This is a genomic window from Rhizobacter sp. P5_C2, assembly GCF_054049715.1.
Genome location: NZ_JBFULV010000007.1, coordinates 85,584 through 104,498, shown reverse-complemented (window position 1 = coordinate 104,498; position 18,915 = coordinate 85,584). Strand labels below are relative to the sequence as shown.

The 18,915-nt window shown below is 68.3% G+C and carries 11 protein-coding genes; 1 reads left to right on the top strand and 10 read right to left on the bottom strand.

The features are described 5' to 3' along the window. Positions 1-23: 23 nt before the first annotated feature. The 7 genes from ACXJLU_RS04240 to ACXJLU_RS04210 are packed head-to-tail and all read right to left on the bottom strand — an operon-like array spanning position 24 to position 12,531. Positions 24-902, bottom strand: a complete 879-nt coding sequence (locus ACXJLU_RS04240) for a transglutaminase family protein (protein WP_457329225.1) — start codon at positions 900-902, stop codon at positions 24-26. After that, positions 902-3,379, bottom strand: coding sequence for a circularly permuted type 2 ATP-grasp protein (locus ACXJLU_RS04235; protein WP_073464349.1), 2,478 nt, complete (start codon positions 3,377-3,379; stop codon positions 902-904). The genes ACXJLU_RS04240 and ACXJLU_RS04235 overlap by 1 nt, the downstream gene beginning before the upstream one ends. Before the next feature lie 52 nt (positions 3,380-3,431). Continuing rightward, entirely contained in the window at positions 3,432-6,755 is a 3,324-nt protein-coding gene (locus tag ACXJLU_RS04230; protein WP_457329224.1) for a transglutaminase family protein, read from the bottom strand. Next, entirely contained in the window at positions 6,756-7,604 is an 849-nt protein-coding gene (locus ACXJLU_RS04225; RefSeq protein WP_457329223.1) for a transglutaminase family protein, read from the bottom strand. It lies immediately after the preceding gene. A gap of 22 nt (positions 7,605-7,626) precedes the next feature. Then, entirely contained in the window at positions 7,627-8,610 is a 984-nt protein-coding gene (locus tag ACXJLU_RS04220) for an alpha-E domain-containing protein (RefSeq protein ID WP_457329222.1), read from the bottom strand. Positions 8,611-8,642: 32 nt separating this feature from the next. Beyond that, the gene (locus tag ACXJLU_RS04215) at positions 8,643-10,079 is read right to left on the bottom strand and encodes a circularly permuted type 2 ATP-grasp protein (RefSeq protein ID WP_457329221.1); all 1,437 of its coding nucleotides are present in this window, start codon (positions 10,077-10,079) and stop codon (positions 8,643-8,645) included. 49 nt (positions 10,080-10,128) lie between these two features. Next, positions 10,129-12,531: a DNA internalization-related competence protein ComEC/Rec2 gene (locus tag ACXJLU_RS04210; protein WP_457329220.1), complete on the bottom strand. Its 2,403-nt coding sequence runs from the start codon at positions 12,529-12,531 to the stop codon at positions 10,129-10,131. 230 nt (positions 12,532-12,761) lie between these two features. Here ACXJLU_RS04210 and ACXJLU_RS04205 point away from each other — a divergent pair, with 230 nt between their 5' ends. Next, entirely contained in the window at positions 12,762-13,820 is a 1,059-nt protein-coding gene (locus tag ACXJLU_RS04205) for a hypothetical protein (protein WP_457329219.1), read from the top strand. A gap of 103 nt (positions 13,821-13,923) precedes the next feature. Here the strand turns inward: ACXJLU_RS04205 and ACXJLU_RS04200 are convergent, their stop codons facing one another. From ACXJLU_RS04200 to ACXJLU_RS04190, 3 genes are all read right to left on the bottom strand, one after another. Beyond that, positions 13,924-16,113: a YecA family protein gene (locus ACXJLU_RS04200; protein WP_457329218.1), complete on the bottom strand. Its 2,190-nt coding sequence runs from the start codon at positions 16,111-16,113 to the stop codon at positions 13,924-13,926. Positions 16,114-16,143: 30 nt separating this feature from the next. Beyond that, positions 16,144-16,401 (bottom strand): hypothetical protein, encoded by a 258-nt coding sequence (locus ACXJLU_RS04195; RefSeq protein WP_457329217.1) that lies wholly within the window; start codon positions 16,399-16,401, stop codon positions 16,144-16,146. A gap of 336 nt (positions 16,402-16,737) precedes the next feature. Continuing rightward, the gene (locus tag ACXJLU_RS04190; RefSeq protein ID WP_457329216.1) at positions 16,738-18,828 is read right to left on the bottom strand and encodes a PQQ-dependent sugar dehydrogenase; all 2,091 of its coding nucleotides are present in this window, start codon (positions 18,826-18,828) and stop codon (positions 16,738-16,740) included. Between the last annotated feature and the right edge of the window lie 87 nt (positions 18,829-18,915).

Below are 18,915 nucleotides of genomic sequence, written 5' to 3'. Positions count from 1 at the left end.
GCCCGCGGCCGCCCCCAGCGCCGTCAGACCGGCGTCACGCTCACCGACACATCGAGCTGCTGCTCGCCACCCCCGAGGATCACGCCGCGCAGCGGCACCACGTCGGCGAAATCGGCGCCCCAGGCGAGCGTGATGTAGCGCTCGTCGGCCAGCTGGTTGTTGGTGGGATCGAACTCGACCCAGCCGTGCGCCGGCGAGTACGCGGCCACCCACGCATGCGACGCGTCGACGCCGAGCAGCCGCGGCTGCCCTGGCGGCGGATCGGTCAGCAGGTAGCCCGACACGTAGCGCGCCGGCAGCCCGTGGCCGCGCAGGCAGGCGATCATCAGGTGCGCGAAGTCCTGGCAGACGCCGCGCTTCTGGTACAGCACCTCGTCGACCGAGGTGCTCACCGTGGTCGCCCCCGCCTCGAACTCGAAGTCGGCGTGGATCGCCTGCGTCAGCGCCGAGATCGACTCGAACCAGTCGCGGCCCGGCGCCAGCGCGGTGCGGGCATACAGCCGCGCACCTTCGGACAAGGGCACCAGCACCGTCGGTTCGCACATGCGCGCCGGCTCCAGCGCACCGAGCGTCGGTGTGTTGCGCACCGCATCGCGCACCGATTCCCACGGCTGCGCGGCCGAGGCCCACACCGGCCGCGTGCCCACCTCGACCGTGCAGGCCATGCGCACCCGCAGCAGCCGGTGCGCACCGTGCAGCCCGAAATGCGTGACCGCGTTGCCGAAGCTGTCGGGCGCCTCGTGGCGCTCGTCGGGCGGCGGATCGATCTGCAGCGAATGCGCCAGCAGCTTCTGCCACGGCAGGTCGCGCGGCGCGAGCCGGGCCAGTTGCCACGATTGAGACACCGGCGCCGCGTACGCGTAGCGCGTCTCGTGCTCGACGGTGTAGCGGACGGCCGGCATCACGCGACCAGCGACAGCACGCTGCGCGACGCGGCGTGCGAGAAGAACTTCAGCGTCAGCTCGTCCGACACCGTGTACGCGGCGCGCTGCAGCTGGTCGATCACCGCCGCCAGCGCCTCGCTCTCCGGGTGCAGGTCGTGCGCACCGAGCGCCAGCAGCGCCGCCTGCGCCGGCCCGAGCACGTCGCTCGCGAAGCGCCCGTGCGTGCGCTCGAGCCTGTCGGTGTATTCCACCAGCCCCTTCACCTGGAAGGCCACCGAGCGCGGGTTGGTGTCGTCGCGCAGCAGCAGGTCGAGCACCGGCAGCCATTCCGGCGCCACCAGGTAGCGCGAACGGTAGGTCACGGTGGAGTCGGTCAGCTCCAGCAGCCAGTCGAGCCCGCTGCTGCGGCCTTCGCGCGTCGCGACCTTCAGCGTCTGGCACAGGGTCGACAGCCGCTCGATGCGCCGCCCGATCGACAGGAAACGCCACGAGGTGCTGCGCGTCATGCCGTCGAGCACGAAACCCGACAGCGTCATCATCGAGGTGACCGCGCGGTCCAGCCAGGCCAGCGCCAGCGCCAGCGAGCCGCCGCGCTGGAACACCGGGTCGGCGATCAGCTGGTTCAGCGTGCGCCAGTTGTCGGCCGACAGGCGGTCGCGCAGGCTGAAGGCCACGCGCAGCAGCTGCCGCAGCCGCACGCTCAAGCCTTCGTCCGGGTGCGTCGCGGCGCGCAGCAGCTCGGTGCCCACGTCATCGAGCGAATCGATCAGGCCCATGCGCTTCGCGAGCGCGAGCGTCGGCGTCAGGCCGTCTTCCGGGTCGTCGGCGCGCGCATCGACATTGCCCAGCACGCCGGCCACCGCGACACGCAGCAGCCGCGCCGAGGCATCGCAGCGCTCGCCGTAGCGGCCGAACCAGAACAGGTTCTCGGCGGTGCGCGACGGCACGTTGCCCTTGGTCGTCGCCAGGTCGGCCGGCGTCACGGTGCGGGTCAGCAGCGAGAACGACGCGTTGACCGGCCGGTCGGACAGCACCCAGGTGTCCTTCGAGCGGCCGCCGCGCTGCATGCCGATCACGCGGTCGTCTTCGTCGCCGGCCACGCGGGTCAGGCCGCCAGGCATCACGCGCCAGCCGTTCGGCGTCGCGACCGCGAACACCCGCAGCCCGACGGTGCGCGCGCTCAGGTGTTCGCCATGGCGGGCGGTGCCGCGCTGCTCGCGCTCGAGCACCGGCGCCTGCGACACGTGCACCCACTCCTGCGCGACGTAGCGCTGCGGGCGTGCCGCCACGCGGGCCCGCAGCAGCACGCGCTCGTCGTCGGAGAGGTCGGCGCCGAACACCGCCGGCTCGCCGGCCGAGCGGTCCAGCGGCTTGATGATCAGGTGGTCGATGCGCTTCCAGGCGTCGTCGAACGCCGCCGGCTCGCCCAGCCACCAGGTGGCGACCGACGGCAGCAGCAGCGGCTCGCCGAGCAGCTGTTCGCTGAGCTGCGGCAGGTAGCCGAGCAGCGCGCCGGATTCGAGCACGCCCGAGCCGAGCGCATTGGCCAGCAGCACGGTGCCGCGGCGTGCGCAGTCGGTGAGGCCGGCCACGCCGAGCGCCGAATCGGAGCGCAGCTCGAGCGGATCGCAGTAGTCGTCGTCCTGGCGGCGCAGCAGCGCGTGCACCCGCTTCAGGCCGTCGACGGTCTTCATCCAGACGCGGCCGTCGCGCACCGTCAGGTCGCTGCCCTCGACGAGCGCGAAGCCGAGGTAGCGCGCCAGCAGCGCGTGCTCGAAGTAGGTTTCGTTGTACGGCCCCGGCGTCAGCAGGCCGATCAGCGGCGGACCGTCCCCTTTCGGGGCCAGGCGCAGCAGCGATTCGCGCAGGTTCGAGAAGAACGAGGCCAGGTGCTGCACGTGCAGGTCGCGGAACATCTGCGGGAACACCCGCGAGACGACCAGCCGGTTCTCCAGCGCGTAGCCGGCGCCCGAGGGCGCCTGCGTGCGGTCGTTGACGACCCACCAGCGGCCGTCGGGCGAGCGCGCGAGGTCGGCCGCGTACTGGAACAGGTGCACGCCGCCGGGCGGGCGGATGCCCTGCACCTGGTGCAGGAAGCCGCTGTGGCCGAACACCACCGACGGCGGCACGCTGCCGTTGCGCAGCAGTTCCTGCGGGCCATAGATGTCGGTCAGCACGCGGTTCAGCAACTCGGCGCGCTGCGCGATGCCGGCCTCGATCTCGTCCCATTCGGTGGGCGAGATCAGCAGCGGCAGCGGGTCGACCTCCCAGGGGCGGTCGGCGCCCTGCGGGTCGGCGTAGACGTTGTAGGTGATCCCGTTCTCGCGGATCTCGCGTTCCATCAGCGACAAGGTGTCGCCGATGTCGGGGCCCTGGCGCTGGGCCAGGGTCTTCAGGAAGGCTTCCCAGTGGGGCCGGGGTTCGCCGGCCGCGGCGAGCAACTCGTCGTAGCGGCCCTCATTGACGGCGTATCCCTCAAGCAATGTTCTGAGCATGTGTCGACTTCAAACCAGTCGCCAGTTTGTCACATGCGCATCGCGTCCTGCGTCACGAGGGAGCGCGCCGCAGATCCAGCGTGAACGGAAAGTTCGGGTTGCGCTCCTCCTTCGGCACCACCATCACGCCCGGCGTGTGGCCGACGCGGAAGAAGCGCGCCAGCCGCCGCGCCTCGGCCTCGTAGGCATTGACCGGCGCGGTGTCGTAGCTGCGTCCGCCCGGGTGGGCCACGTGGTACTGGCAGCCGCCCAGCGAGCGGCTCATCCAGCTGTCGACCAGGTCGATCGTCAGCGGCGCATGCACCGGGATCGACGGGTGGAGCGCCGATGCCGGGTTCCACGCGCGGTAGCGCACCGCGCCGACGAACTCGCCGACCTTGCCGGTCGGCTGCATCGGGATCACGCGGCCGTTGCAGGTCAGCACATGGCGGTCGCCGACGAGGCCGGTCGCCCGCACCTGCAGCCGCTCGACCGACGAATCGACGAAGCGCACCGTGCCGCCCGGCGCGCCCTCCTCGCCCATCACGTGCCACGGCTCCAGCGCGAGCCGCAGCTCGACCTCGGTGCCCATCGCGCTGAAATCGCCCAGCCGCGGGAAGCGGAAGTTCAGGTGCGGCGCGAACCACTCCGGCTGGAAGCCGTAGCCGAACTGGTTCATCTCCTCGATCACGTCGCACAGGTCCTGCCAGATGAAGTGCGGCAGCATGAAGCGGTCGTGCAGCTCGGTGCCCCAGCGCTTCAGGCGCGGCGGCTGGTACGGCCGCTGCCAGAAGCGCGACACCAGCGCACGCATCAGCAGCTGCTGCGTCAGGCTCATGCGCGCATGCGGCGGCATCTCGAACGCGCGCATCTCCAGCAGACCGAGCCGGCCGGTCGGGCCGTCGGGCGAGTACAGCTTGTCGATGCAGAACTCGGCGCGGTGCGTGTTGCCGGTCACGTCGATCAGCAGGTTGCGCATCAGCCGGTCGACCAGCCACGGCGGCGTGTAGCCGTTGCCTTGCGCGGCGATCCGCTGCAGCTCGGCGAACGCGATCTCGATCTCGTAGACCGAATCGTTGCGCGCCTCGTCGACGCGCGGCGCCTGGCTGGTCGGGCCGATGAACAGCCCCGAGAACAGGTAGCTCAGCGCCGGGTGGTTGTGCCAGTAGCCGACCATGCTGGCCAGCAGGTCGGGCCGGCGCAGGAACGGCGAATCGGCCACCGTCGCGCCGCCCAGCACGAAGTGGTTGCCGCCGCCGGTGCCGGTGTGGCGACCGTCGACCATGAACTTCTCGGTCGACAGCCGCGTCTCGTGCGCTGCCTGGTAGAGGTGCGTCGTCTGCTCGACCAGCTCGCCCCAGTTGTGCGCCGGGTGGATGTTGACCTCGATCACGCCGGGGTCGGGCGTGACGCGCAGCGTCGACAGCCGCGGATCCTTCGGCGGCTCGTAGCCTTCCAGGATCACCGGCAGCTTCATCGCGACTGCCGTGTCCTCGACCGCGGCGATCACCTCCAGGTAGTCCTCCAGCGCGGTCGCCGGCGGAAGGAAGACGTAGAGCCGGCCACCGCGCGGCTCGACGCTGATCGCGGTGCGGGTGACCCAGCCGGCCGATTCCTTCGGCGCCGGCTGGGGTGTCGGAGCTGGAACCGCGGGCATCACGCTCGCGGTCGAGCCCGGCGCCAGGCGCAGCCGGGGGTAGGCCGGCAGCGGCGCGAACGGCTGCGATTGATCCGGCGGATGCACCCACGGCAGGTCGGTGTCCTTGGCCCAGGGCTGCGAATCGAGCGGCAGCCGGTAGCCCATCGCCGAATCGCCGGGGATCAGGTAGCAGCGCTCGGCGCGCAGGAACCACGCGCCGGTCTTCCACCGGTTGATGGCATTGCGCACCGGGTTGCGCGCGATCGGCAAGACGTGGCCGACCACCTTGTCCAACCCCTGGCTGAACACATTCCGCAGGCGGTCGCGCTCCAGCGCGTCGGAGAGCTTCGCGTCGAACGGGTCGACATTGACCGGCAGCTTGCGCTCGCGCCACAGGTAGTACCAGACGTCTTCATACGCCGGGAACACGTACTTGCCGTCCAGCCCCAGGCGCTGCGCGACGCCCTGCAGGAACTGCTGCGCCTGCACGTCGGTGACGCCGTAGTCCTTGTGCTCGTCGGCGAACAGCTCGGGGTGCGTCCACACCGGCTCGCGGTCCTTGCGCCAGAACAGGTTCAGCGACCAGCGCGGCAACTGCTCGCCCGGGTACCACTTGCCCTGCCCGTAGTGCAGCAGCCCGCCGTCGCCGTACTTGCGGCGCAGCTTGTCCATCAGGTCGGCGCTCAGCAGCCGCTTGGTCGGCCCCATCGCGTCGGTGTTCCATTCGGCGCCGTCGCGGTCGTCGACCGACACGAAGGTCGGCTCACCGCCCTGCGTCAGCCGCACGTCGTGGCGGCGCAGGTCGTCGTCGACGCGGTGGCCCATCGCCTCGATCTCGCCCCACTGCGCATCGTCGTAGGGCAGCGTCACGCGCGGCGCTTCCCAGATGCGCGTGACCTTCATCAGGTGCTCGAACTCGGTCTCGCATTCGTCCAGCGCGCCGCTCACCGGCGCGGCCGACGACGGCTCCGGCGAGCAGGCGAGCGGGATGTGGCCCTCGCCCGCCAGCAGGCCCGACGTGGGGTCGAACCCGATCCAGCCGGCGCCCGGCAGGTAGACCTCGCACCAGGCGTGCAGGTCGGTGAAATCGACCTCGGTGCCGCTGGGGCCGTCGAGCGATTTGACATCGCTCTTCAGCTGGATCAGGTAGCCCGACACGAAGCGCGACGCGAAGCCCAGATGCCGCAGGATCTGCACCAGCAGCCAGCCGGAATCGCGGCACGAGCCGCTCGCGTTGACCAGCGTCTGCTCCGGCGTCTGCACGCCGGGCTCCATGCGGATCAGGTAGCCGATGTCTTTTTGCAGCCGCTGGTTCAGCGCGACCAGGAAGTTGGTCGTCTGCATCTTCTCGCGCGGGATGCTGGCCAGGTACTTCTCGAAGGCCGGCGTCAGCGGCGCCTTGTGGCGGTACGGCTCCAGCTCGGTCGCGAGCGACTTGTCGTACTCGAACGGAAAGTGCTCGGCCGCCGGTTCGAGGAAGAAATCGAACGGGTTCAGCACCGACATCTCGACCACCAGGTCGACCTCGATGCGGAACGAGGTGGTCTTGTCCGGGAACACCAGCCGCGCCAGGTAGTTGGCCTGCGGGTCCTGCTGCCAGTTGATGAAGTGCGTGGCCGGCTCGATGCGCATCGAGTAGCTCAGCACCCGGGTGCGCGAATGCGGGGCCGGGCGCAGCCGGATCACCTGCGGGCCCAGGTTGATCGGCCGGTCGTACCGGTAGTGGGTCACGTGGTTGAGCGCGACGTGGATGGACATTCAGGGCTCCTGGGCGGTGAGCACCGCGGTTTCGGGAACGGGGTCCGGCGTGGGGGCGTCGTCGAGGACGCCGATGTCCACCGTGACCCGCATGGTTTCGTCGCCGCCGCCTTCGCGCACGCCACGGATCGGCGAGCAGGCGGCGTAGTCGGGGCCGACGGCCAGGCGCACGTGGCGCTCGTCCATCAGGCAGCGGTGCGTGATGTCGACGCTGAGCCAGCGCCGCGCGACGGGGTCGACGCAGACGTCGGCCCAGGCGTGGCTCGCGAGGGCGGGCGCATCGGGGGCGTGGAAATAGCCGCTCACGTAGCGCGCCGGCACGCCGGCAGCGCGGCAGGCGGCGATGAAGACGTGGGCCTGGTCCTGGCACACGCCGGCGCCGAGCGCGAGCGCTTCGGCGGCGCTGGTGCGCGTGGTCGTCTTGCCGCCTTCGTAGGCGATGCGGTCGGCCACCGCGAGCGCCAGCGTGAGCGCCCGGGCCTCATCGACCGGGCCGTCGAGGTGCTCGCGGCCCAGCGCGGCGAGCGCGTCGGCGGCCTCGGTGAGCGGCGTGGCGCGCAGGTAGAAGGCCGGCGGGATGCGGTCGTCGACCAGCAGCGGCGAGGCATGCGTGCGCACGACACCCGCGGCCCGCACCACGCCGCGGTAGACGCGCTGGCGCAGGCTCCAGGTGTGGCCCAGGTTGCCGAAGGCATCGCGCTGCGCGAACAGCTGGCCGGGCGCGGACAGGCTCCAGTCGAGCACCGTCTGGTGAGCGTTGGCCTGCGGCGTGAGGCACAGCGACTGCAGCGCGTACTGCAGCGGCGCGCTGTAGTCGTAGTGCGTGACGTGCCGGATGTCGAGCTTCATCCGGTGGCCCGCGCACGCGACGTCATGCCGCCACCGGCACCAGGAAGTCGCGGCTGATGCCCACCCCCAGCGTGCCGACGCGTTCGAGGAACTGCGTGAGGAACGCGTGCAGGCCGGTCGCGAGGATCTCGTCGATGCGGCCGAAGCGCAGGTCGGCCTGCAGCCGGCCCGCGCGGCGCAGCGTGTCGGACGACTGCTCGTTGGCCACCTGGCGCAGGTTGTTCACGACCTCGTCCATGCAGGCGGCCAGCGAGCGGGGCATGTCGGAGCGCAGGATCAGCAATTCGGCCACTTTCTCGGGCTTGATGACGTTGCGGTAGGCCTTGCGGTAGACCTCGAAGCCGGACACCGAGCGCAGGATCGCCGACCAGTGGTAGAAGTCGTACTCCTGGTCCTTGCCGTTGCCGTTGCCATTGGTGCCCATCGAGCCGGTGCCGAAGAACTCGCTCTCGACCGCGTGAAACTTCACGTCGAGCATGCGGGCGGTGTTGTCGGCGCGCTCCAGGAAGCTGCCGATGCGCAGGAAGTGGAAGGCCTCGTCCTGCAGCATCGTGCCCACCGTCACGCCGCGCGACAGGTGCGAGCGGAACTTGACCCATTCGAAGCCCTCGCCGGGGTCCTTCTGGAAGGTCTTGTGGCGCAGCATGCGCTGGAACTCGAGCCAGGTCTGGTTCTGCGTCTCCCAGACCTCGGTGGTCAGCGTGCCGCGCACCGCGCGGGCGTTCTCGCGCGCGGCCATCAGGCAGCTGTAGATGCTCGACGGGTTGCGCTCGTCGCTGACCATGTAGTCCATCACGCGGCGGGCATCGATCTCGCCGTAGCGCGACGCGTAGTCGGGGCTCAGCTCGGAGATGCTCAGCAGGCCCTTCCAGCCGTTGACCGCGGCATCGGCCGATTGCGGCAGCAGCGAGGTCTGGTAGTTGACGTCCAGCATGCGGGCGGTGTTCTCGGCCCGCTCCATGTAGCGGGCCATCCAGAAGAGGTGGTCGGCGGTTCTCGACAGCATCGTTGGTCTCCCCTTTTCTCAGGCTTCAGGTCTCAGGCTTCCAGCACCCAGGTGTCTTTCGTGCCCCCGCCTTGCGACGAGTTGACGACCAGCGAGCCCTCCTTCAGCGCGACGCGCGTCAGCCCGCCCGGCACCATCTGCACCGTCTTGCCGCTCAGCACGAACGGGCGCAGGTCGATGTGGCGCGGCGCGATGCCGCTCTCGACGAAGGTCGGGCAGGTCGACAGGCTCAGCGTCGGCTGCGCGATGTAGCCGCCGGGGTTGGCCTCGAGCACCTTGCGGAAATCGGCGATCTCGTCCTTCGTGGCGGCCGGCCCGACCAGCATGCCGTAGCCGCCGGCGCCGTGCACCTCTTTCACGACCAGCTCGCCCAGGTGCGCCAGCACGTATTTCATGTCCTCGGCATCGCGGCACTGGTAGGTCGGCACGTTGTTCAGGATCGGTTTCTCGCCGAGGTAGAACTCGATCATCTTCGGCACGTAGGGGTAGATCGACTTGTCGTCGGCGACGCCGGTGCCGATGGCGTTCGACAGCGTCACGTTGCCGGCGCGGTAGACGCTGAGCAGCCCGGCGCAGCCGAGCGTCGAATCGGGGCGGAAGGCGAGCGGATCGAGGAAGTCGTCGTCGACGCGGCGGTAGATCACGTCGACGCGCTTCGGGCCCTGCGTCGTGCGCATGTAGACGAAGTTGTCCTTGACGAACAGGTCCTGCCCCTCGACCAGCTCGACGCCCATCTGCTGCGCGAGGAAGGCGTGCTCGAAGTAGGCGCTGTTGTACATGCCGGGCGTCAGCACCACGACGGTCGGGTCGTTGACGGCGGCCGGCGCGACCGCGCGCAGGGTTTCGAGCAGCAGGTCGGGGTAGTGCGCGACCGGTGCCACGCGGTGCTGGCTGAACAGGTCGGGGAACAGCCGCATCATCATCTTGCGGTTCTCGAGCATGTAGCTCACGCCGCTGGGCACGCGCAGGTTGTCTTCGAGCACGTAGTACGAGCCGCTGCCGTCGGGGTTGGCGGCGCGCACGATGTCGATGCCGGAGATGTGCGAATAGACGCCGCCCGGCACGTCGACGCCCATCATCTCGGGGCGGAACTGCGCGTTCTTGAAGATCTGGTCGCCGGGGACGATGCCGGCCTTGATGATCTCCTGGCCGTGGTAGACGTCGTGGATGAAGCGGTTCAGCGCGGTCACGCGCTGGCGCAGGCCGGCTTCCATGCTCGTCCACTCGGAAGCGGGGATCACGCGCGGGATCAGGTCGAACGGGATCAGGCGTTCGGTGCCGGAGCCGTCTTCGTCCTTCGCGCCGTACACCGCGAAGGTGATGCCGACGCGGCGGAAGATCATCTCGGCTTCTTCGCGGCGCGAGCGCATCACGTCGCCCGGTTGCTGGGCCAGCCAGCGCTCGTACACCCTGTAGTGGTCGCGCACCGTGGTGCTGCTGGCCTGCATCTCGTCGAAGCTTGCTCTCATCGAATCGGTCTCCTCTGGGGTCAGGGTAGCAAATTCCAGGCCATTCTCGTCACGGCGGCGGCACCCGATGGTGCCAGTAGCGGCGGGCGCGGTCACGCTCGCAAACACCGGCAGCGGGTGGGCGGTCGCTGCGCCAGCGCCAGGCGCCGCACGAGGTGCTGGCGGCGACCAGCACGTCGCGCTCGTGCAGCCGGGCCAGCACCTCGGGCACCGGGTGGCCGAAGCGGTTGCGGTAGCCGGCCTGGATCAGCGCGACCTGCGGCTGCACCGCATCGAGGAAATCCGCGCTCGACGAGGTGCGGCTGCCGTGGTGCGCGACCAGCAGCAGGTCGCTGCGCAGTGCATCGCGGCTGCGCTCGACCAGCGCGCCCTCCTGTTCGCGCTCGATGTCGCCGGTGAGCAGCGCGCTGCGCCCGCCGGCGCTGACGCGCAGCACGCACGAGACGGCGTTCGGCTTGCGGGCGCGCTCGTAGTCGTCGGCGAAGGGGTGCAGCATCTGGAAGTGCACGCCGTCCCAGTCCCACGACTGGCCGGCGGCGCAGCGGGTGGCGGGCACGCCGGCGTCGCGCAGCGGGTGGCCGTCTTCCAATGAGCTGTCGAGCTCGGCGACCGGCAGGCCGGCGATCACCGCCGCGGCGCCGCCGGTGTGGTCGGCATCGCGGTGGCTCAGCACCAGGCGGTCGATGCGGTCTTCGCCGCGTGAGCGCAACAGCGGCAGCAGCACGCGCTGGCCGGCATCCGATTCGCGCGAGTACTGCGGGCCGGCGTCGTAGACCAGCAGGTGCTGCCGGGTGCGCACCAGGACCGAGGTGCCCTGCCCCACATCGAGCGCCAGCAGCTCGAACTGACCGGCGGCCGGCAGCTCGCGCGGCGGCAGCAGCAAGGGCAGCGCGAGCGGCACGGCCAGCAGGCGCAGGCGCCACGGCAGCGGCAACACCAGCAGCACGGCCGACAACAGCCCGGCGAGCGCCGCCCACCACGGGGCGGCCGGCACGCTCCACACCGCCCACGGCGCCTGGGCCAGCCACGTCAGCAGCACGACCAACTGCTGCTCGACCCACGCGCCGAGCGTCCAAAGCCACGGCCAGCCGGCCCCCAGCAGCGCGAGCGGCGTGATCACCAGCGTGATCAGCGGGATCGCGACCAGGTTGGCCGCGAAGCCGACGACCGAGATCTGCTGGAAGAACACCAGCGTCAGCGGTGCCAAGCCGATGGTGGCGATCGCCTGCGTGCGCAGGCCGTCGCGCAGGCTGCGCCGCACCGCGGCGAGCCGGCTCGGGGCTGCGGTTGGTGCGGGCTTGCCGTGCACCGGCTCGGACGCCATCAGCAGCCCGACCGCCATGAACGACAGCCAGAAACCCGGCTGCAGCAGCGCCCACGGGTCGCAGGCGCTGACGACCACCGCCGCAGCCAGCAGCACCAGCGGCCACGGCCAGCGGCGCGCACCGGCCTGCAGCAGCGTGACCACCGCGAGCATCCACACCGTGCGCTGGGCCGGCACGCCCCAGCCGGCGAACAGCGCATAGCCCATCGCCGCCGCGAGGCCGATCCAGCGCGCGGCCAGCGGCGCCGGCACCCACAGCATCGCGCGCACCGAACGCCGCCACAGCGCACCGGCAAGGCGCGCGGCCAGCCACGCAAACATCGTGATGTGCAGCCCGCTGATGCTGACGAGGTGGGCGATGCCGGTGCTGCGGAACAGCTGCCAGTCGCCACGTTCGATGGCCGATTGGTCGCCGACTGCCAGCGCCGCCAGCACGCCGGCCGCCTGCGGGTCGTCGACCTGCGCGTACAGCCGGTCGCGCACGCGCTGGCGCAGGCGCTCGATCGGGTGCGCGGCGGCGGGGTCGAGCAGCTCGGCATGGCCGTCGAGCACATAGCCGGTGGCGCGCACGCTTTGCTCGAACAGCATCAGCTCGATGTCGAAACCGTTGGGGTTCAGGCTGCCGTGCGGCTGGCGCAGGCGCGTCGTGAAGCGCCAGGCCTGGCCGGCGCGCAGCTTCGATTGCTCGGCGCTCAGCGGGCCATCGTCGTGCCAGCCCTTGTACCAGCCGAGCGAGACGAGCGGCGGCACGGTGACACGCTCGCCGCGCCAGCGGGCTTCATCGACCTCGAAGCGGAATTGCAGGCCGGAGGGGGTGTGGTCGGGGAGGCTGGCGACGACGCCGGTGAGGACCAGGTCTTCGCCTTCGAGCGAGGTGGGCAGCGCATCGGCCAGCCGCAGCGAGGCACGCAGATCGGACGCCGCGAAGCCGGCGATCGATGCGGCCAGCACGCCGAGCAGCGCCCAACGGTGCCAGCGCCATGCGAGCATCGCGCAGGGAAGCGATGCGATGAGCAGCAGCGCAGTGACCGATGCCGGGCAGACGGCTTGCTGCTGGAGCTGCCAAGCAACCCCCGACAGCCATGCAGCCGTGATCCTCGCAAGGTACAGCCCGCCTTGTCTGCGCATCGGGCGAGTTTAGTTTCAACGGCTGCGGTCGCTCACGGCTCGAATCTGGTGATGCTTACGAATGGTTCGACGTCGAATCCATCTCTTTCATTGGCGAACGGGCTGCATCTACTTGCGTCAGCGTGGGCCGACATGTACTGTGCGATGCAATACATGAGGGAGCAGAGGGATGAAGCCCGAAAAGACGATAGGGCTGGGAGTCAAGAGGGACGTGAACCTGGGAGGACACCGTGAGTAGCTTTGAGGTTGTCACCGACATCGCTGAAATCGCTCGACTGAACAAGGAACTCGGGCGGCGCTTGTCGAAGACTTTCAGGGTGCACCGCACGCGCGAAATCACGTATCCCTCTGGGCACCATACCGGAAGGGTGTACTTCGAAGCCGCAACCGGCTCCAACGTTCGAGCATGGTCACCCTCTAGCAAACCGGACAAGCTCAACAACTTTCTACTCGCCGGAGACCCAACTGCGTCCACCTGGATGCAGATTGATGTGCAGCTGAACTTCCCGGCCGGCACATACAACCGCCGAATGGCCGGCGTCTTTGTGACTGACGAGAATGGCGATGTCTTGGTCGCCCATCGAGGCAAGCTGACCAAGGGAATGGCGGGACTTGCAAAGGCGAAGGTCTTGAGGGAGTTCTACTCCCTAACGGTCGAGGCAGGCGACCGGCATCGCACCTCAAGGGTGATTCTGATTGCAGCCCTGGACGACCCGGAGTTGGCCGACGGACTGTGGGAGTTCGCCGCGAAGGCCCGAGAGGTAGCCACTCGGATTGCAACCGAAGATGACGGCAACGACACGTCAACCGGCGGCCGCACGAAAGGTTCGAGCGGCGACAAGAAGCCCGCCTCGCCACCAAAGGACCCCTTGCTGAAGCTCCGGGCGTACTTCGACGAGTACGCCGGCGAAGGGAACACCAAAGGCCATGGTGGCGGCAAGCGAACCGTCGAGCACGGTGCGGTCGTCAAAGCCTTAGAAGCGCAGCTGCGCGCCAATGGAAACAGCGAGAAAGCCCAGGCCATCGACCTGGCTATCGTCGCAGCACAGGTCGACCTTTACGAGGTGAAGACCTCAGCCCGAACCACGGACGTGTACACGGGCGTGGGCCAACTTCTCATCCACGGCGAATGCATCCGAGAACTGCTTGAGAAGCCTGTGCGCAGGCACTTGGTTCTGCCGGCTCTCCCGCGCGCAAGCTACAAGAAGCACGTTACCAAGAGGGGTGGCATCAACATCGTCACCTACGAGAAGGCAGGGGCCGGCTACAAGTTCAGCGGTCTTTTGTGATGCCTCACCCGCTCATGACCTGCGCCACCCACAGACTTCACCATGCTTCGCCAGAGCGACCTTCAACTCAGGCGCACACCGTGCACATCACCACCCGCTGTAGCTAAACCAAGCAGCACTTCTTGAACTTCTTTCCACTGGCGCAAGGGCAAGGGCTGTTACGGCCCACCTTGGCCGCACGGGCTTGACGAGCAAACGCCCGCAGCGCCTCATGCCCGCCGCTGGCATCGGGCAGCCCCGCCGTCAGCTCATCCATCTCGGCGGACTGCTCCCAGCGAGACATCGCACCAACCGCGAACTGCACCTGCCCCTGCGAACCTATGGATATTCCAAACCACTGCGGCGCACGCACGGCGTACTTGCGCATCTCGCAATGGGCGCGGAGCCTCTCGACCGCCTCCTGGCTCTGCACCGGATTGAAGTGCATCGTTACGCCAGCTTCTCCGCCACCGAAGTGGAACGACGCATCGTGGAGCCTCCGATCGGCGCGCCCCTGCCTTACCAGCGCGTCGAACGTTCGGTTGAATCCGCGGACCGCATCCTCTCCAAAAGACAGAAGCAGGAAGCAGAACTCCATCAACCCCGCGTCCGATTGCTCCTCGAACTGCGAGACCACCCGGCCGAATGGCGTGCCGATGAACTTGGTCAGTATCCCGGGTGGAGTTCGCTCGCCGGCATGGCCGTCCCGCCGCACCGACATCGCGGTATCCATTGCGACGGTGAACGAATCATCCAGGTACGCCATGCTGAATTCGTCCTGGGGCCACAGGTTCGTCTGCAGGTGGTAGGCCAGTGCCGTGAACTCGTGGTTGACCAGGATTTCATCTCCGACAGACAAGCGCATGCGCAGGTAATGCAGCAGGCGAACTGGACTGGAGAGGAACTCTGTCATCGTGTCGAGCAAGAACACGTCCATCACCAGCGGCGGCAAGATGACGTCGGTGCGCTGAGCCTTCAAGTACTCCCGCGCCTGATGAGCGAGCGCCGGGTAGTGCTCGGCCACGACGCACAACGTGAACACCTGCTTAATGAACGCAGGTAGCTGCACCTCGTTGCCTTGGTCATCCTCAAGTCGGCAGTCCTTGGCCAAGATTGCATTGGCGCATTCCCAGCCCTGGTCGCATGCGTCTTGAATCGCCGCGGCGAAGTCCGTCCGGAGTAGGCCGTCATTGCCCTTGCGAGCCGCCAGCGTCAGCTTCTTCGCCTTGGCCTGAACCACGATGATGCGGTCACCAAAGGTCACCAAGACGTCGGCTTCGCCGAGGCGGTTCTTTCCCCTGTACAGGTTCACGTTCGCGTGGACGTTCTTGCGGCCGAACACCGTCGCAAGGCGCCGAGCAGAGAATGTCTCCGTAAACGCCCCGCGGTGTTCGTTCGCCGTGGGCCGGTAGGTCTTGTCCGCGAACATCCAGTAGAACGGCGACTCGTAGAGCGACTCATACATCGCTCCATGGTCGAAGAGCAAGACGCCGCCGGCCCCTGTCGGGATGAGCGGCATCGCCACCACTTCGTTGAAATCTCCGACGGACCTGAAGCCCTCGTTGTTGCCGGGCAGTGTGAACGCCCGCATGAACGCCTGCACGGCATCAAGTGCCACGCCGCTGCGATGGGCAACATCGTCGGCGCGGAACTCGAACATCGCCAGCCAGCTCGAAGGCTCCACCCCCATCTGTTTTGCAGCGCCGTAGATTTCCGCACCACGGGCGCTCATCTCGTCACACATCGTGCGAGCGACGACGCTGGCCTGTCCGGACGTGAAACCCTTGTTGGCGAGCAGCCAAGCGTCGTCCCGACCGTACTTCTCCGGTGCCATGTCCCTGTACTGGAAGTGATGTGCGGACTCCGTGCCGTAGAAGATGGCCTCGCGCATGGACTCTCCGCTGGCCGGCGGCACCTCGACCGCCTCAGCACAGCCTTCCTCGCCTCCCGCGCTCGGAACGCTATTGAGCAGTTCCAGCATCGACTCGCGCATCGGCAACCACATCGCTTCATGCAACTCCGAAAGAAGCTCGTCAGAACGCGCGACATAGCGTGCAAGGTCTTGCGCGGTCGGTTCGGCGAGGTCGCGTTCGCTGCGGCACATAAAACCCAGCAGCACCATCAACTCGGTGCGAAGCAACCGGCTGGGCTGATGGACTTTCTCCATGTCGGACACCGTCAGCTCTTCCCGATAGACGACCAGGTTGTCTCGCACGCAAATCGCGGCGATGGCATGTACGTAGCCCGGCGAGCCGGTCAGTGCCAGCAAGTCCGCAACAACGTCCCCTTCACTGCGCGTCGTCTTCGAGAACATCTTCTTTTCCTATCCCGTGAATGGTCGACATCAACGTTCCCTCATCGTGTCAGCCTTTGTACCAGCCAAGCAAGACGAGCGGCGGCACGGTGACCAGTTGGCCACGCCGACGGGCTTCAGCGACCTCGAAGCGAACTGCAGGGCGGAGGGGGTGTGGTCGGGGAGGCTCGCGACGACGCCGATGAGGATCAGGTCTTCGCCTTCGAGCGAGGTGGGCAGCGCATCGGCTAATCGCAATGAGGCGCGCAGGTCGGAGGACGAGAAGCCGGCGATCGACGCGGCCAGCACGCCGAGCAGTGCTGCACAGCGCCAGCGCTACGCGAGCATCACGCAGGGCAGCGATGCGATGAGCAGTAGCACCGTGACCGACGCCGGGCAGACGGCCTGCTGCTGGAGTTGCCAAGAAACCTCCGACAGCAATGCAGCCGTGATCCCCGCAAGGTACAGCCCGCCTTGTCTGCGCATCGGGCGAGTGCAGGTGGCGCTGCCTGCCTGATGCGGCAGGACCAACTGGCGATGGCCTGCGCCGCGATGGCATTGCACCTCGGCGGCTCACTGCTGCTGACCTTCGCAGGCATGACCACCGCGTCGCTGCTGCGAACGCGATGGCTCGCCGCACCGCCCTCAATTGCCGAGGATCACCTTGAAGATCTTCTCGTCGCTGTTGTTGGCCGTGCTGTCCTTGTCGCCATTGTTCGTGGTGCTCATCCACAGGTTGCCGTCGATCGACGGTTCGACGGTGCGGATGCGGCCGTAGGTGCCGCGGAACAGCTCCTGCACGTTGGTCAGGCTGTCGCCGCTGATGACCTCGCGATACACGCGCGTGCCGCGCTGGCACGCTACATACAGCACGCCGCGCACGATCGCGATGCCGCTGCACGAGCCGTCTGCCGTCGGGTAGGTGTGCTTGGGCGCGATGTAGCCCGAGGTGCCGCAGCCGCCACCGCTGCGCGACGAGGTGCCTTCGCAGTCGGGCCAGCCGTAGTTGCCGCCCTTCTGGATCAGGTTGGTCTCGTCCATCGTGCCGTCGCCGAACTCCTGCTCCCACAGCCGGCCCTGCGCATCGAAGGCCAGGCCTTGCGGGTTGCGGTGGCCGTAGCTCCACACGTAGTTGCCGAACGGGTTGTCGGTGGGCCGCGTGCCATCCGGGTTCATCCGCAGCACCTTGCCGTTCAGGCCGCTGGTGTTCTGCGCGTTGGCGCCGTTCTGCGCATCGCCGGTGGCGACGTAGAGTTTGCCGTCCGGGCCGAAGCGCAGGCGGCCGCCGTTGTGGTACTTGTTGCGCAGGATGCCGCTCAGCAGCACCTGGATCGTCGACGTGTCCAGCGTGCCGTTGACGTACTTCAGGCGGATCACGCGGTTGTCGCTGGCCGTCGTGTGCATCACGTAGAGCCATGGGTCGGTGGCCGGGAAGGCCGGCGTCACGGCCAAGCCCATCAGCCCGCCCTCGCCGTCGGTGCCGGACACGTTCGGGATCTTGCCGACGGTGGTCTTGGCGCCGGTGGCCGGGTTCAGTCGCACGATGTCCTGCGCATCACGGCGGCTGTAAAGCACGTTGCCGTCGGGCAGCGTGACCAGCCCCCACGGGATGTCGGTGTCGGTGGCCACCTGGCTCACCGAGCACACCGGGTTGCTGCACGCGCCGCCGGTCGTCAGGCTGACGCTGGTGCTGCGGGCCGACACGTTGCCCTGCGCATCGCGCGCGGCCACCGCATAGCGGTAGGTCGTGCTGGCGGCGAGGCCGCTGTCGGTGTAGCTCAGGTTCGAAGTGGAGCCGACCTTGGCATCGTCGCGGTAGACGTCATAGGCGCTCACCGCGACGTTGTCGGTGGCGGCCTTCCAGGTCAGCGTGGCGGCGGTGCCGGCCACCGAGCCGGAGAGCCCGGTCGGCGCGGTCGGCGGCTCGGTGTCGGCGCTGCACTGCGGCACGGTGATCGGCAGCGTCGCACTGGCCTGCGAGACATTGCCCGCTGCGTCGCGGGCGTTCACGTACAGCCCCCAGCTGGCGCCCGGGCTCAACGTCAGCGAGGTGCTGAGCGTGCTGCCGCTGACCGAAGCCATCGCCTGGCCATCGTGGTAGATGTCGTAGAACGCGACGCCGACGTTGTCGGTGGCCGCCGACCACGACAGCGTGACCGAACGGCATTGCAGGTTGGCCACCTTCAGGTTGCCGGGGATCGACGGCGCCTGGGTGTCGTTGGTGCCGCCATCGCTGCGGTTCCACACCTGGTTGCCATTGCCGTGGCAGGCCCAGAGTTGCACCACCGCCTTCTGCGCGGTGCTGGCGCCCGTGACATCGAGGCACAGGCCGGATTGCGAACCCGAGATGGTGCCGTTGGCGTTGTAGCGCCACTGCTGGTTGGCCTGGCCGTTGCAGGTGTACGACGTGACCAGCGTGCCGTTCGTGGTGCCCTGGCCCTTGGCATCGAGGCAGCGCGTGCCGCCGAAGGTGCGCAGCTCGCCTGAAGCAGTGAACTCCCACTGCTGGTTGGGATTGCCATGGCAGTCGTAGATCTGGATCCCCGCGCCGGCCGTCGTGCTGTTGCCGGAGACATCCATGCAACGGCCGCTCGCCTTGCCGACCAGCGTGGTGGTGGCGGCAGACGCCGAGCCGGGCAACGCAGCAAAGGCCGACAACACGGCCAGCGGTGTGCACAGGGCAAGGCGCCGCAGCGCGCCCGCGTTCAGGGTCTTGAATGCCGTGTCGATTGCCATGGATGAGCCTCCTTGCGTTGTTTGAGGAACGTTCGTTCCAGCGGCAACATACTTGGAATTTCAATTCCACTGTGTAAACAGGCGTTC